This is a genomic window from uncultured Aquimarina sp. (assembly GCF_947500065.1).
In the GTDB taxonomy this organism is placed as follows: domain Bacteria; phylum Bacteroidota; class Bacteroidia; order Flavobacteriales; family Flavobacteriaceae; genus Aquimarina.
This window is the reverse complement of record NZ_CANMQT010000003.1, coordinates 568,819-583,342: the sequence shown is the minus strand read 5'-3', so window position 1 is coordinate 583,342 and position 14,524 is coordinate 568,819. Positions and strand designations below refer to the sequence as shown.

Annotated in this window: 12 protein-coding genes; 3 read left to right on the top strand and 9 right to left on the bottom strand. The window is 33.7% G+C overall.

The genetic code is table 11. The features are described 5' to 3' along the window. Nucleotides 1-63 precede the first annotated feature (63 nt). Together Q0975_RS12605 and Q0975_RS12600 are read right to left on the bottom strand one after the other, a co-directional pair. Nucleotides 64-519 (bottom strand): SRPBCC domain-containing protein, encoded by a 456-nt coding sequence (locus Q0975_RS12605; protein ID WP_299437137.1) that lies wholly within the window; start codon nucleotides 517-519, stop codon nucleotides 64-66. Continuing rightward, nucleotides 512-841, bottom strand: coding sequence for a metalloregulator ArsR/SmtB family transcription factor (locus Q0975_RS12600; protein WP_299437135.1), 330 nt, complete (start codon nucleotides 839-841; stop codon nucleotides 512-514). Before Q0975_RS12600 ends, Q0975_RS12605 begins: the two co-directional genes overlap by 8 nt. A 202-nt stretch (nucleotides 842-1,043) precedes the next feature. On the opposite strand from Q0975_RS12600, the gene katG reads away from it, so the two are divergent. Beyond that, nucleotides 1,044-3,236, top strand: a complete 2,193-nt coding sequence (gene katG / locus Q0975_RS12595) for a catalase/peroxidase HPI (RefSeq protein ID WP_299437133.1) — start codon at nucleotides 1,044-1,046, stop codon at nucleotides 3,234-3,236. A gap of 77 nt (nucleotides 3,237-3,313) precedes the next feature. On the opposite strand, the gene Q0975_RS12590 is transcribed toward katG, so the two are convergent. The 3 genes from Q0975_RS12590 to Q0975_RS12580 form a co-directional block, all read right to left on the bottom strand. After that, a complete protein-coding gene (locus tag Q0975_RS12590; protein WP_299437131.1) occupies nucleotides 3,314-4,855 on the bottom strand; it encodes an amidohydrolase family protein in 1,542 nt (513 codons plus the stop codon). Nucleotides 4,856-5,009: 154 nt separating this feature from the next. Next, nucleotides 5,010-5,846: a LytTR family DNA-binding domain-containing protein gene (locus Q0975_RS12585; RefSeq protein ID WP_299437129.1), complete on the bottom strand. Its 837-nt coding sequence runs from the start codon at nucleotides 5,844-5,846 to the stop codon at nucleotides 5,010-5,012. Nucleotides 5,847-6,058: 212 nt separating this feature from the next. Further along, complete coding sequence (locus Q0975_RS12580; RefSeq protein WP_299437127.1) at nucleotides 6,059-6,790, bottom strand: carboxypeptidase-like regulatory domain-containing protein; 732 nt, start codon at nucleotides 6,788-6,790, stop codon at nucleotides 6,059-6,061. 347 nt (nucleotides 6,791-7,137) lie between these two features. Here Q0975_RS12580 and Q0975_RS12575 point away from each other — a divergent pair, with 347 nt between their 5' ends. Both Q0975_RS12575 and Q0975_RS12570 read left to right on the top strand, forming a co-directional pair. Beyond that, nucleotides 7,138-8,997, top strand: a complete 1,860-nt coding sequence (locus Q0975_RS12575) for a DNA topoisomerase IV subunit B (protein ID WP_299437125.1) — start codon at nucleotides 7,138-7,140, stop codon at nucleotides 8,995-8,997. 28 nt (nucleotides 8,998-9,025) lie between these two features. After that, on the top strand, nucleotides 9,026-11,713 hold the full coding sequence (locus tag Q0975_RS12570; protein ID WP_299437123.1) for a DNA gyrase/topoisomerase IV subunit A: 2,688 nt from the start codon (nucleotides 9,026-9,028) through the stop codon (nucleotides 11,711-11,713). A 137-nt stretch (nucleotides 11,714-11,850) separates the two neighbouring features. Here the strand turns inward: Q0975_RS12570 and Q0975_RS12565 are convergent, their stop codons facing one another. From Q0975_RS12565 to Q0975_RS12550, 4 genes are all read right to left on the bottom strand, one after another. Then, complete coding sequence (locus Q0975_RS12565; protein ID WP_299437121.1) at nucleotides 11,851-12,429, bottom strand: alkylphosphonate utilization protein; 579 nt, start codon at nucleotides 12,427-12,429, stop codon at nucleotides 11,851-11,853. A 68-nt stretch (nucleotides 12,430-12,497) separates the two neighbouring features. Then, complete coding sequence (locus tag Q0975_RS12560) at nucleotides 12,498-13,304, bottom strand: TerC family protein (RefSeq protein WP_299437119.1); 807 nt, start codon at nucleotides 13,302-13,304, stop codon at nucleotides 12,498-12,500. After that, the gene (locus Q0975_RS12555; protein WP_299437117.1) at nucleotides 13,304-13,681 is read right to left on the bottom strand and encodes a DNA topoisomerase IV; all 378 of its coding nucleotides are present in this window, start codon (nucleotides 13,679-13,681) and stop codon (nucleotides 13,304-13,306) included. The genes Q0975_RS12560 and Q0975_RS12555 overlap by 1 nt, the downstream gene beginning before the upstream one ends. A 79-nt stretch (nucleotides 13,682-13,760) precedes the next feature. Further along, a complete protein-coding gene (locus Q0975_RS12550; RefSeq protein ID WP_299437115.1) occupies nucleotides 13,761-14,240 on the bottom strand; it encodes a helix-turn-helix transcriptional regulator in 480 nt (159 codons plus the stop codon). Nucleotides 14,241-14,524 lie beyond the last annotated feature (284 nt).

The window sequence follows — 14,524 nt, the reverse complement described above, 5'->3', positions numbered from 1 at the left end:
AGCATGTCAAGGTTTATTCAATCATATAATAATTGGGGTTTTTTAGAAAACTTTATAAGTCCATTACCGATTGGAAGTTTCAACGAAAGTTTTTAATCTATCAAAAACAGATCCCCAACCATTCATAAATCCCATTTTTTCTTGTTGTTGACAATACTCTTCAGTAGGATGAACAACATTAAAAGTAAATTTCGTTTGATCACCATCTTCTTCAAATAATGCTTGTATTTCAACACCTTCAGTCATTGGTTTAAAATTTGCCGAAGAAATTATTTTTTTTAATTCTACAATTTCTGTGTAAATACCATCGGCTATAAATTCGCTTCCATCAGGCATTAACATTGCATATTTCCATGTTCCACCTACGCTAAAATCGTGTTCAATAATTTTGGTTTCCATTCCTTTTGGTCCCCACCAATGTGTGATATGTTCTGGTCTGGACCAAGCCTGCCAAACTAATTGAATTGGTGCGTTAAAGGTTCTTTTTAAGGATAAGGTGCGATTGTTTAAATTACTCATTTTCTTTGGTTTTAGATTGTAGTTTGATTAAATATTCTTCGAAAGAATCTAGTTTTTCTTCCCATAAATCTTTGTATTGGTCTATCCATAGAAATGCTGGAAGTAGATTTCTTGGTTGAATTAAGCAGTATCTTTCTCTACCTTGTTTATTTATAGATATGATACCGCACTCTTCTAGAATTTTAATATGTTTAGAAATAGCGGGACGACTGATATCAAATTTTTCTGCAATAACATTAATGGAAAGAGTTTGTTCCGCCAAAAGAGCAATAATATCTCTTCTTACGGGATCCGCTATAGCCTGAAAAACATCTCTTCTCATTGTTAAAATGTAACTGATTGGTTACGAATATAAATGTAATCATTCGGTTACGCAAATATTTAGTGGGTTAGTTTTGAAATGATTAAATATGAAGTATAGATTTTATTGATTGCGGATTCATTTAAATATATGATTAATCTATGCAAAGTAGAATGGCAATTCATTAAATTTGAGAAGACATACTTTAAAACTCAATAATATTATGGATAATACTAACAACGGGGGTGATATTAGTAAGTGCCCATTTATGGGCGGACCTCAAAAAGAAAGTGCTGGAAGCGGAACATCAAATAGAGATTGGTGGCCTAATGAATTAAAATTAAATATTCTTCGTCAAAATGCAACAAAGTCTAACCCAATGGGAGAGGATTTTGATTATGCAAAAGCATTTAACAGTGTTAATTTTGCTGAGCTTAAGGCGGATGTAGTAGCTTTAATGACAGATTCTCAAGATTGGTGGCCTGCAGATTATGGTCATTATGGAGGTTTAATGGTGCGTATGGCTTGGCATAGTGCAGGTACGTATCGTGTAGGTGATGGTAGAGGAGGAGCCGGTACAGGTAATCAGCGTTTTGCTCCTTTAAATAGCTGGCCGGATAATGGTAATTTAGACAAAGCACGTTTATTATTATGGCCGATTAAAAAGAAATATGGCAATAAAGTTTCTTGGGCAGACTTAATGATTCTAGCGGGTAACTGTGCAATAGAATCAATGGGATTAAAAACATTTGGTTTTGCAGGTGGTAGAGAAGATGTATGGGAACCAGAACAAGATGTATACTGGGGAGATGAGACAGAATGGTTAGCGAATAAAGAACGTTTTGAAGGAGGAACTCTTGAGGGACATCTTGGTGCGGCACATATGGGATTAATATATGTGAACCCAGAAGGTCCTAATGGTTCATCAAATCCACTAGAGACAGCCAAGCTTATGAAAGAAACTTTTGGACGAATGGCGATGAATGATGAAGAAACTGTAGCACTTACGGCAGGAGGTCATACCTTTGGTAAGGCTCACGGTGCTGCGGACCCAGATAAATATGTGGGTGCCGAACCACATGCTGCTTCTATGGAAGAAATGAGTCTTGGTTGGAAAAACACTTATGGAACAGGAGTGTTAGATGACGCTATTACTAGTGGATTAGAAGGTGCTTGGACACCTAATCCAGATAAATGGGATTACGATTTCTTCAAGGTATTATTAGATTATGATTGGGAATTAACAAAAAGCCCAGCAGGTGCCAGTCAATGGACTCCTACAGCTGATTCAGGGGCACCAACTGCACCAACCGCTGGTGACGCTTCAAAAAGGCAAGCTTTAATGATGACTGATGCCGATATGGCATTAAAAATTGATCCTGATTATTTGAAAATTGCTCAACGCTTTCGCAATAATCCAGAAGAATTTGAAGATGCTTTTATTAGAGCATGGTACAAATTAACACATAGAGATATGGGACCTGTGTCTCGTTATTTAGGACCTGAAGTACCAACAGAAGAATTAGTTTGGCAAGATCCAATTCCTGCAGGAAAAAGTCTTAGCAATTCAGAAGTAGCAACATTAAAGGATGCTATTACAGCTTCAGGACTTACGGTCTCTCAGTTGGTAAATACAGCATGGGCATCGGCATCTACATTTAGAGGGTCTGATAAGCGTGGTGGTGCTAATGGTGCTCGTATTCGTTTAGAACCACAAAAAAATTGGGAAGTAAATAATCCTGCTGAATTATCAAAAGTATTAGAAGTGTACGAAGGTATTAAGAATGATTTTTCTGGAAAAGTCTCTATCGCGGATCTTATCGTGCTTGGTGGTAATGTTGGTATAGAATTAGCGATTAAAAATGCGGGATATAATGTATCTGTTCCTTTTACTAGTGGTAGAGGAGATGCGACACAGGAGCAAACAGATGTTCATTCATTTGGACATTTAGAGCCTTTAGCCGATGGATTTAGAAATTACTTGAGAGGTGATTTGAAATTAGCTGCGGAAGAATTGTTGATAGATCGTGCGCAATTGCTAACGTTATCTATTCCAGAAATGACTGTTCTTATAGGAGGATTAAGAGTGTTAGGTGCGAATTATGATGGTTCTAAGAATGGTGTGTTTACGGATAATGTTGGTACGTTAACTAATGATTTCTTTACAAATGTTTTAGATTTTACATATACATGGAAATCTACATCAAAAGATGATACTTTGTTTGAAGGTAGCGATCGTAGAACTGGAGAAGTTAAATTCACTGGTACTAGAGCGGATCTTATTTTTGGCTCTAATACAGAACTAAGAGCAATTGCTGAAGTGTATGGATCCGAAGATGCAAAAGAAAAGTTTGTGAATGATTTTGTAGCAGCTTGGTCTAAAATTATGAATCTCGATAGATTTGACCTGAAATAGAAATAGGGTTAAAAAATCAAATATATTTTTAAAAAAGGTGGTCTTGGAAAAGATCACCTTTTTGCATCGTTAATATGTTATTTTGTTAAGAACGTATCGATGTTAATCTTTCTGCTGGAATTATTTGCATCTTTTACCGAAGCTAATATGCTATCCAACAAACTTCGATCAAATACCTGACCTTTATTGATTACCGTGTTAATCGTCTTAGTGTTTGCTATATTTTCTAAAGGATTTTTTTCAAGCATTATTAAATTAGCTATGTACCCTGGCGAAATCTTTCCTGAATTACTTTTTAATCTTTCTGCAGGTATTCTAGTAGCTGATTTCAGAACCTGTGCTGTTGACATACCAGAACGATGTAAACTTTGCAATTCATCGTGCAATGAGAATCCTGGCACGGCTGGTGGTAGATTAGCATCGGTACCAGTCATAATGGTAACCCCTCTTTTGGCTAAATTACGTGCCAATATTTGACATCCTTTTGCATATGTTTCCCAATACTTTTTACTACGTTTACGTTCATCAGCAGTTTGATTCTCCGGAAGTTTATAACGGTTTACTTCAGGAAGCCAACCAAGACCTTGAGGAACGTAGTTAACCCATTCACTAATTCCAGGGTTTTCATACTCCAGTTCTACATCTTTAAGAACTTGATGAATATCAAATGGTTGTTTAGCAAAGCTTTCTGTTAACCATAGTGTAGAGGTAATAGCGATATCATTTTGTATTAAATTGTTGGCTAAATCTTCACAACGTTCTTCTGCAAACTTTAAAAAATCATCTTCATTACCATAAAAACTACCAATGTTTCTGTTACTGCTAAATTCTCTACTAAGTGCGTTCATTAATTCCTCAAAATGAGCGATTCCGCTCTGTCCATTTGTCCATACATCATTAAGCTCCAGAGACCATGGAATATGCCCAAAAACGGGCATCCCCAAAGAATTTGCAGTTTCTATTATTGCTAAATAACTTTCTTTTGTTAATTGGCTATAAATTTTGATGCCATTATAACCTTCATCGTATAATCTTTTTACCGTTTTTCTGGCTTCTTTAGCATTTTTTATATTTAGATAACCTTGAGACCAACTCATAAACCAACCTTCCATAGATTCAAAACTTCCTAATCTAGGAGAGGCAACAAACATTTTAGGACCAATCCTACCATCTTCAATTTGTTTTCTCCATTTCAAATGGTTTTTTTCTCCAATTAGTTCACGAATTTCGGTTACACCATTAGCCACATACAATAACAAATCGTTTGGACTTTGAAAAAGATGTACATGAGTATCGATTAAACCTGGAATTAAATATTTTCCTGAACCATCGATAACTTTTGTTTTTGATGAAAGATTTAGGGTACTATCAATAGCAGTGATAAGTCCTTTTTCTATTAAGACCGTTTGTTTAGAAATAATACTATCTCCATCAGGGGATAAAACATTAATGTTTTTAATAGCGAATGATCCTTCTTGAGGTTTAAATTGTTTATAATCGACTTGCTCGGTGAGCCCTCCATACATACGCTTACCTTCTCGAGTAATCCAAATTAATGAAATTGAAATTAGTAAGAATAAAAAAATTGCTGTGTATTTTAACCATTTTTTCCAGTTCATGGTGATTGATTTTAAAGATTAATACCTCAAACTTATAGATGAGATTATTTAGAACCAAAGACAATGTGACGGACGGTTAATTGTGGGACGGAATGCAAGCTAAAAGTGATTGTTTACATGCTGTTGGGACGAAATACAAAGAAGAAATATAGGGTTAGTTGTTTCTGAAATAAGAAACACGTGTTCTCGAAACAGGAATTATTTTTTCACAATCAGAAAGAGAAAGCAGCAAACCTTGCGCATTTCCTTTGGTAGAAATAATTGCATCTTTGTTAACCAAATAAGATCTATGGCATTTGATAATTGAGGTGCCTTCTGTTTCTGTTAAAATTCGTTTCAAAGTGCTGCGCTCAGTTTTTACTTCTAAACTGCCTTGAGAATTTATAAACCCTATTTTAGTATAATTTTGTAATGCTTCAATATATCGAATTTGATAGGTTGGTATCTCAAATACGGAATGGTTCTCAACTTCATTACTTTTAGAAATAGCATTTTTGGAATGATTTATTTCATTAGCAATGTTTTGATACTTTTTTTCGTTTTTTAAAAGTGACCATCCGCCAATAATAATTAATGGTAAGATGCCAATCATAAACGTACTATAAATCATTTGAGGAAAAAGACTCCAGTTAATATGTCCAATTATCAAAAGACGTGCGAAAAGGAAGTTTGTAAGACTAATAATGATCATGATACAAAGGTTGTCAAGTATCCACTTACCAAAAGTCCATTTTTCTTGTTGTTTTCTATGTTTAAAAATATAATGAAGAAAAGCTTCATAAATACTAGCTCCAAGAAAAGTCATACTTCCAAACCCCAGACAAATAAGAAACTTTTTAGAGGTTAATGTAGAAATTCCAAAAGGTTGAAAGATGTAAAGGAATAAAGTAATAAATACACTAAGAAAAATAAGATTTCTGTAATAAATAGACCTGCTTTCTTCTGGAAATGGTTTTTGAAGTATTTGTATTACTTTCTGAAATAGTTTCATTTTCTAAAAATACCAAAAAAGTTTTTTTAATGAATAAAAGAGCAGGATATATGAAGAAGTATTACTAATAAAGTATTTTTTTTGTAGATGCATATTATCGTAACATTAAGCGGAGTCGAAATATATGGATAATCAATATGTATTATTTTTTGACTCCGCTATAAATAGTTAAAAAACAAAGGTTTAGATATTTTTTTTTAAACTTGTTACATCTATGGAAGGACTATAGAAATCGCATCTGTAGTGATAGGGTTTACATTAGGAAATACTGTAATGCCTAAATCAGGATCCTGATAAGAATTAGTATAGAAATTATCACCATATACTTTAAACCATAAAGTTTCGCCAGATTCGAAACCTAAACTTGTAAAAAAAGCTATTGAAAAAGTTAGATTAGCGGGATTTCCGGTAGTTCCTATAATAGGTGAAAATTCGGTGTAAATTTCATTACTCACATCCTCGCTTTTGTGATAAAATATTCGCATTCTTTTTACTAATAAGTTTTCTGTATCGGGACGAGTAACAGTAAGAACGATGAAGTTACCGTTTATTACTGCGGTACTTTCTGTTATAACACTATTGGAGATTTGGCCAAGTTTTAATTGTTCGGGGATTAATGTAAATTCACCAGTGTCATTATGTTCTATATCAAAGCGTTTATATGTTCCAAAACCTTCTTTTTCATAAACTAAAGTATAGGTATCAAAAGGAACATTTTTGAGGCTGTAATTTCCGTTTAGATCTGTTGTAGCGGTTATTAAAGGAGAAGTTCCTTCTATAGAAACGGTCATATTTGTATTGTCAACAATATTCTGATCATCATCATAGAGTTCGACGGTTCCAATGATATCTGCAGATGGAATCAATACAGTGTTATCATCACTACTACAACTAATTAATAATGATAAGGAAAAAGCAAAAAATAAAATTGATCTTTTTTTCATAATGAATGTGTTTAAGTAAAGAGTTTGTCTAACATTAATCCTAATTTGAGGTAGGGATAATGTGTGATAAGTAAGTTTTTTCATACTGATTATGAGTTGTTTATGAGGTTTTACAAAAGTATTGAATTGTTTTCAAAAAGATATGTAAGGGTTTTCCCGTATTCTTCAGGTATTTTTCTTTTGAGGTTTTAAAAAATGAATAGCTTATACTTTTTAAAAATTCTTCAATTTGCTGTAAGTCAAATAATCAACAAAAACCAAGTTGTAATTGTTAATTACTTTGTAGTGCACCTATTTTAATTCCGTAAGTGAAACCTTATATTAGCAAGCATTCTACCCAAAATTTTATGAGTAAGGAAACTAAATATACCGAAGATAATATACGATCCCTCGATTGGAAAGAGCATATCCGTATGCGTCCTGGAATGTATATAGGTAAACTAGGAGATGGATCTTCTGCGGATGATGGAATTTATATTTTACTAAAAGAAGTACTAGACAATTCTATTGATGAATATGTGATGGGTGCTGGTAAAACTATTGAGATTTCTATACAAGGAGATAAAGTGATTGTTAGAGATTATGGTCGTGGAATTCCACTTGGTAAAGTTGTGGATGTAGTTTCCAAAATGAATACTGGTGGAAAATATGATTCCAGAGCTTTTAAGAAATCTGTAGGATTGAACGGAGTTGGTACAAAAGCGGTAAATGCTTTATCTAAATTTTTTAGAGTAGAATCTACTCGTGATGGAAAATCAGCATCTGCGGAATTCGAAAAAGGAAATCTTACCAATCAAGATAGTTTAGATGAAACTTCACGTAGAAGAGGTACTAAAGTCTCTTTTGTGCCTGATGACACTATTTTTAAACACTATAAGTATCGTACAGAGTATGTAGCTAAGATGCTTAAGAATTATGTGTATCTAAACCCTGGATTGACTATACTTTTTAATGGCGAAAAATATTTTTCAGAAAATGGATTGAAAGACTTACTTTCTGATAATATAAACGAGGGTGATCGATTATATCCAATTATACATCTCTTAGGAGAAGATATTGAAATTGCCATTACACATAGTAAAACACAGTATAGTGAAGAATACCATTCTTTTGTAAATGGTCAGAATACTACACAAGGAGGAACACATCAAGCAGCTTTTCGTGAGGCTATTGTAAAAACAATAAGAGAGTTTTATGGTAAAAACTATGAAGCTAGTGATATTCGTAAATCTATAGTATCTGCTATTAGTATTAAGGTTATGGAACCGGTTTTTGAAAGTCAGACCAAAACCAAATTAGGTTCTACAGATATGGGAGGTAATCTGCCTACCGTTAGAACATATATAAATGATTTTCTAAAGACAAAACTTGATAATTTTTTACACAAGAATTCTGATGTAGCGGAAGGTATACAACGTAAGATATTGCAAGCAGAACGCGAACGTAAGGATCTATCAGGTATAAGAAAACTAGCGCGTGAACGTGCTAAAAAGGCAAGTTTACATAATAAAAAATTAAGAGATTGTCGTGTGCATCTTACAGATAGTAAGAAGGATAGGAATCTGGAGAGTACTTTGTTTATTACAGAGGGGGATTCTGCAAGTGGTTCTATAACAAAATCAAGAGATGTAAATACACAAGCGGTTTTTAGCTTACGTGGTAAACCACTGAATTGCTATAACATGAGTAAGAAGATTGTGTATGAGAATGAAGAGTTTAATCTATTGCAAGCGGCACTTAATATAGAAGAGTCCTTGGAAGATCTTAGATATAATAACATTGTTATTGCTACAGATGCCGATGTAGATGGAATGCACATTAGACTTTTGTTGATTACATTCTTTCTGCAGTTTTTTCCAGAAGTTATTAAAGAAGGACATCTGTATATCTTGCAAACACCATTATTTAGAGTTAGAAATAAAAAAGAAACTATTTATTGCTATTCTGAACAAGAAAGAAGAGATGCTATTGCTAAACTATCTGGAAAACCAGAAATTACCCGATTTAAGGGATTAGGAGAAATTTCTCCAGATGAATTTGTGCATTTTATTGGAGATGATATTCGTTTAGACCCTGTAATGTTGGATAAAGAAAAACCTATTGAAGAATTATTGTCTTTTTATATGGGAAAAAACACACCTAATCGACAAGAGTTTATTATAGAAAATCTTAAAGTAGAGTTAGATACTATAGAAGAAGAATTATAAGGATACAAAAAGTGCCCCGGAAAAAGGTATGGATATAGAAAACGAAAACGAAGAACTACATAATGAGTTAACTCCTGAAGAGCATCAGCCTCAGGAAGTGATTACAAAGGTTACCGGAATGTATAAGGATTGGTTTCTGGATTACGCATCCTATGTAATCCTGGAACGAGCGGTGCCATCAATAGAAGATGGACTGAAGCCAGTTCAGCGTAGAATTCTACATTCTATGAAAGACTTAGATGATGGTAGATATAATAAAGTAGCTAATATTGTAGGGCATACCATGCAGTATCACCCGCACGGTGATGCTAGTATTGCAGATGCGATGGTGCAGATTGGACAAAAAGATCTGTTAATTGATATGCAAGGTAACTGGGGTAATATACTTACTGGTGATAGAGCGGCGGCTTCTAGGTATATAGAAGCAAGGTTGTCTAAGTTTGCATTAGATGTAGTATATAATCCTAAAGTAACAGATTGGCAATTATCATATGATGGAAGAAAAAAAGAGCCGATTAATTTACCTATAAAATTTCCATTATTATTAGCACAAGGAGCAGAAGGAATTGCGGTAGGACTTAGTACTAAAATTCTACCTCATAATTTTTTAGAATTGATTGATGCTTCTATTAAGCATTTGCAAGGTAAACGGTTTACAATTTTACCAGATTTTCCAACTGCAGGAATAGCAGACTTTACTAATTACAATGATGGTAATCGTGGAGGTAAAGTTAGGGTGCGTGCAAAAATCTCTCAATTAGACAAGAATACACTGGTTATAAGCGAGATACCTTTTTCTACTACAACTTCTAGTTTAATAGATTCTATTCTAAAAGCTAATGAAAAAGGTAAGATAAAAGTAAAGAAAATAGAGGATAATACGGCAGCAAAAGTAGAGATACTGGTGCATCTTCCTGGTGGTATTTCTCCGGATAAAACTATTGATGCGTTATATGCTTTTACTAACTGTGAAACATCAATTTCTCCGTTAGGTTGTGTAATTGAAGATAATAGTAGACCTAATTTTATTGGAGTCTCAGAAATGTTAAGGCGCTCTACAGATCACACCGTAGAATTGCTGAAAAAAGAATTAGAGATTCAGTTAAATGAATTGCAGGAACAATGGCACTTTGCATCATTGGAAAGAATTTTTATCGAAAACCGTATTTATCGCGAAATTGAGGAAGAAGAAACCTGGGAAGGAGTGATAAAGGCAATTGATAAAGGACTACAACCACATATAAAACATTTAAAACGAGCTGTTACCGAAGAAGACATTGTTCGTTTGACAGAAATTAGAATTAAAAGAATCTCAAAATTTGATATCGATAAGGCACAACAAAAGATTGAAGCTTTAGAAGAAGATATTGCTCAGGTAAAACATCATTTAGCACATCTTATTGAATATGCTGTATCCTATTTTAAAAGATTGAAAAGTACTTATGGTAAAGGATGGGAGCGAAAGACTGAAATAAGAATTTTTGACGACATAGAAGCCACCAAGGTAGTTATTAGAAACACTAAGCTATATGTAAATCGAGAAGAAGGATTTGTAGGAACATCACTTCGTAAAGATGAATATGTAACAGAATGTTCCGATATAGATGATATTATTTGTTTCACTGGAGATGGCAAGCTCATGATTACTAAAGTTGACGCTAAAACTTTTGTCGGTAAAAATATTATACATATTGCAATATTTAAAAAGAAAGATAAGCGTACGATTTATAATATGATTTATCAAGACGGTCGAGGAGGAGCAGCTTATGTAAAGCGATTTGCAGTAACCGGAGTAACAAGAGATAAGGAATACGATTTAACACAAGGAAAAAAAGGTTCTAAAGTTATTTATTTCACTGCTAATCCTAATGGAGAAGCAGAAGTGATTGCTATTTTCTTACGTCAAGCGGGAAGTGTTAAGAAATTGAAATTTGACCTTGATTTTTCTGACCTACTAATAAAAGGAAGAGGTGTAAAAGGAAATATTGTTACCAAATACAATATCAAGAAGGTAGAACTAAAGGAACAAGGAGTTTCTACTTTAAAGCCTCGTAAAATATGGTTCGATAACACAGTGCAACGACTCAATGTAGATGGAAGAGGAGAGTTACTCGGTGAGTTTAAAGGAGAAGATCGTTTATTGATAATTAATCAAAAAGGTATGGTAAAAGCTATTGTTCCTGAGATTACAGTGCATTTTGATTCTGATATGGTGGTGCTTGAGAAATGGAAGCCTATGAAGCCGATTTCAGCTATTTATTGGGATGGAGAAAAAGAAAAGTATTATGTTAAACGATTTTTAGTTGAAAATGCAGACCGAGAAGATGTGTTTATTTCGGATCATCAGAAATCATTTTTAGAAATTGTTTCTACAGATCACAGACCTGTTGCAGAAATAGTATACAATAAACTAAGAGGGAAAGATCAGAAACCAAATGATGAAATAAGTTTAGAGGATTTTATCTCTGTAAAAGGAATTAAGGCACAAGGAAATCAACTTACTACAGAGAAAGTAAGGCAGATAAATTTATTGGATTCATTACCGTATGATGAGCCTGAAGAGTTGCCTGCAGAAGAAATAGAGGTGATAGAAGAAGAGGCGGTGACTCCAAATTCGAAAAAAGAAGCTTCTGATAGTACTGGGGTGGGTAATAGAATTTCCTTAGATAAAGATACTGAGGAAGAGGATGATGGAGAGCAAACAAAATTGTTTTAAACAACTGATTGTAAGATGTTTAAAAAAGGTTTGTTTAAGCAAAGGTTTTAGTGTTTAGTTTTACTTCTCAATGTATAAAAAACAAAAAATCCTGAGTATTTACTCAGGATTTTTTGTTATATAAAATATAGATTACCCTAAGATTTTTTTACAAACTTCGTTAAAATCACGATATGCTGACCACTCACTTTACCCTCTATATGCTCAGGATTATCATGTACTAAAGAAATATTACGAACTGCTGTGCCTCTTTTAGCAGTGAAATTAGCACCTTTTACATTCAAATCTTTAATGAGTACAACATTATCTCCTGCTTGTAGTGTAGCTCCATTAGAATCCATATGTTTTATTGTAGTGCTTTCATCATCGCCTTCTCCTGTAGCTTTTGCCCAAACTAAGACATCTTCTTCGAGGTATAACATATCCAGAAGATCTTGCGGCCAACCCTCAGGCCTTAATCGAGTAAGCATTCTCCAGGCCATTACTTGCACACCAGGAATCTGACTCCACATACTATCATTAAGACATCGCCAGTGATTAGGATCCGTTGTTGATGGATCTTCAATTTGTCCTTTGCAGGTTTCACATATTAAAATACTAGAATCTAGCCCTACATTAGGAGATTCAGGAATATCATATACTGATAAGTTCTCGGCAGCAGTACATAGTTCACATACTGTTCCACTGCGATCTTGTAGTTCTTTTAATTTACTCATTTGTTTCGGTCAATAAGTGAGATCACTTTTATTGGTTTACGCAAAAATGCGATAATTTCTTTTAAATGCTAATTGTTTTGCCCGCTCAGTTTTCCTTTCTTTCGAAGTTTAAAATTGATAAACTCTACAAATAAAGAAAATGCAATCGTAAAATACAGGTATCCTTTTGGTATCGTTCCAACTTCCGAATCAAATATTTGAAGATGTGCTAAATGAGCAGCCTCGGCTATCAGCATAAATCCAATCAGAATCAAGAATGAAAGCCCTAGAATCTGAATAGAAGGGTGTTTGTTAACAAAACGACCTACAGGTGTAGCAAATAACATCATGATTAAAACAGAGATCACAACCGCTATAATCATTATAATTAGCGCGTCTGTTGGGTTGTCACTTAATCCATTGGTCATACCAACTGCTGTAAGTATAGAGTCAAAAGAGAACACTACGTTGATCAGCGTAATCTGTACAATTGCTTTGGATAGTGAACTAGAGCTCTTTTCTTTAATTTCTTTCTCTTCTTCTCCTTTTTCATCTACTTTTTCATGAATTTCATGAACACTTTTATAAAGTAGAAACATTCCCCCACCAAATAATATCAGGGACTGACCACTAATTCCAGCTTCGATCCAAGGTAGATTAATATGCCAGAAAGGAGCCTCCATAGCCACAAGTAAAGAAATACCAAAAAGCAATACAATTCGCATAACCATGGCTAAGAGTAAACCGATATTGGTTGCTTTTTTCTGTTCTTCATGAGGTAGCTTGCTTGAAGCAAGTGAAATGAATATGATGTTATCAATACCAAGAACGATTTCAAGAAAAGTCAATGTTAACAAGGCGATCCAGGCATCAGCAGTGGTGAAAATCTCTAACATTATTTTATTTTTTTAGCGGTTCCTCTTTGTTTGTTTTTTTTAGCACCTACTAGTCCATATTCAAAAGTATAGGTGTCTTTATCAGTAGTTAATATTTTCATATGAATCGCTTTTTCTTCAGCCATATTTTTTGGATGAAGTTTCTTTACGATATATTCACAATCATTGATCCAGCGAATACTTGCGGTATCACTTTTGCCTTGGAAATAATCTATTTCGATAGAATCATTGCGAACAAATGTCGTTTTTGCAAGCTCTCCGTTAAGATAGGTTTCAAACTCAAAAGTTCCAGTTTGAAAATCTGTACAATTGCGTTCTTGCTGATAACAACTTGTAAAGAATATAGAAACTAGTAAAGAAAAAGCAAATCGCTTCATAGGATAATAATAAGGATAAACGAAAATAAATCTATTTCAACAGATTTTACAGCAATGAGAAGAAAAATTGTCGAGTTTTTTAGTTCTTATAGATATCAAAAGTACCATCCATATAGAAAAATACAATTTGATTAATTTCTTTATTACTAGAAATGCTATTAATGATTTGTTTTTCTGCTTTGTTGGAGATATCCGAAATATTATTTTGAACGTCAGGTTCTGGTAGTGAGAATAAATCTTGTTCCGATTCTGTAACATCTGGAGTTTCGATAGGAGTAGGAGTTACTGGTGTAACTGGAGGAGGTGTTTCTTTTGGTTGATGTACTACTTCAGATTTTGGAAATGTACCTTGCCCATATAGTAACCAATATAATTCAGCTTCTGGATATGCTTCTGTTATTTTCATAACAAAATCAAGACTAGGTTTGTTTCTACCAGATAGAATATGGGAAATGGAAGAACGCCCCACGCCCATGGCATCTGCGAATCCGGAGGCAGAAACATGGTAAAATTTCATGATTTCCTGTATTCTTTTTCCAAAAGCGGTAGTGTTTACCATTGTAAACGAGTTTTGATTTATAAGTTGATTACAAAGGTAAACAATCTCGTAGAAACATAAGTTTACAATTGTAACTTACTTAAAGATCAAAATGATATTATGTGAATTAAAACTTTAAGTAATATTATTTTAAGTATTGAAAACAAGACAATTAAACCAAATTCAATAAAATATAAACTTATTTGCTAGTTATTAAATCACTTTTAAAGATAAGTCTTAAAAACCTGTTTAACATCTTAAACAATCATAATATTCAACTTGTTTACATATGTAAATAAATCTAA

Excerpts from the sequence above, each read along its gene's own strand:
- Q0975_RS12565 (WP_299437121.1), bottom strand. The coding sequence starts at position 12,429 with ATGAGTAAATTAAAAGAACTACAAGATCGCAGTGGAACAGTATGTGAA.
- Q0975_RS12560 (WP_299437119.1), bottom strand. The coding sequence starts at position 13,304 with ATGTTAGAGATTTTCACCACTGCTGATGCCTGGATCGCCTTGTTAACA.
- Q0975_RS12585 (WP_299437129.1), bottom strand. The coding sequence starts at position 5,846 with ATGAAACTATTTCAGAAAGTAATACAAATACTTCAAAAACCATTTCCA.
- Q0975_RS12580 (WP_299437127.1), bottom strand. The coding sequence starts at position 6,790 with ATGAAAAAAAGATCAATTTTATTTTTTGCTTTTTCCTTATCATTATTA.
- Q0975_RS12550 (WP_299437115.1), bottom strand. The coding sequence starts at position 14,240 with ATGGTAAACACTACCGCTTTTGGAAAAAGAATACAGGAAATCATGAAA.
- Q0975_RS12555 (WP_299437117.1), bottom strand. The coding sequence starts at position 13,681 with ATGAAGCGATTTGCTTTTTCTTTACTAGTTTCTATATTCTTTACAAGT.
- Q0975_RS12590 (WP_299437131.1), bottom strand. The coding sequence starts at position 4,855 with ATGAACTGGAAAAAATGGTTAAAATACACAGCAATTTTTTTATTCTTA.
- Q0975_RS12575 (WP_299437125.1), top strand. The coding sequence starts at position 7,138 with ATGAGTAAGGAAACTAAATATACCGAAGATAATATACGATCCCTCGAT.
- Q0975_RS12605 (WP_299437137.1), bottom strand. The coding sequence starts at position 519 with ATGAGTAATTTAAACAATCGCACCTTATCCTTAAAAAGAACCTTTAAC.
- Q0975_RS12570 (WP_299437123.1), top strand. The coding sequence starts at position 9,026 with ATGGATATAGAAAACGAAAACGAAGAACTACATAATGAGTTAACTCCT.
- katG (WP_299437133.1), top strand. The coding sequence starts at position 1,044 with ATGGATAATACTAACAACGGGGGTGATATTAGTAAGTGCCCATTTATG.
- Q0975_RS12600 (WP_299437135.1), bottom strand. The coding sequence starts at position 841 with ATGAGAAGAGATGTTTTTCAGGCTATAGCGGATCCCGTAAGAAGAGAT.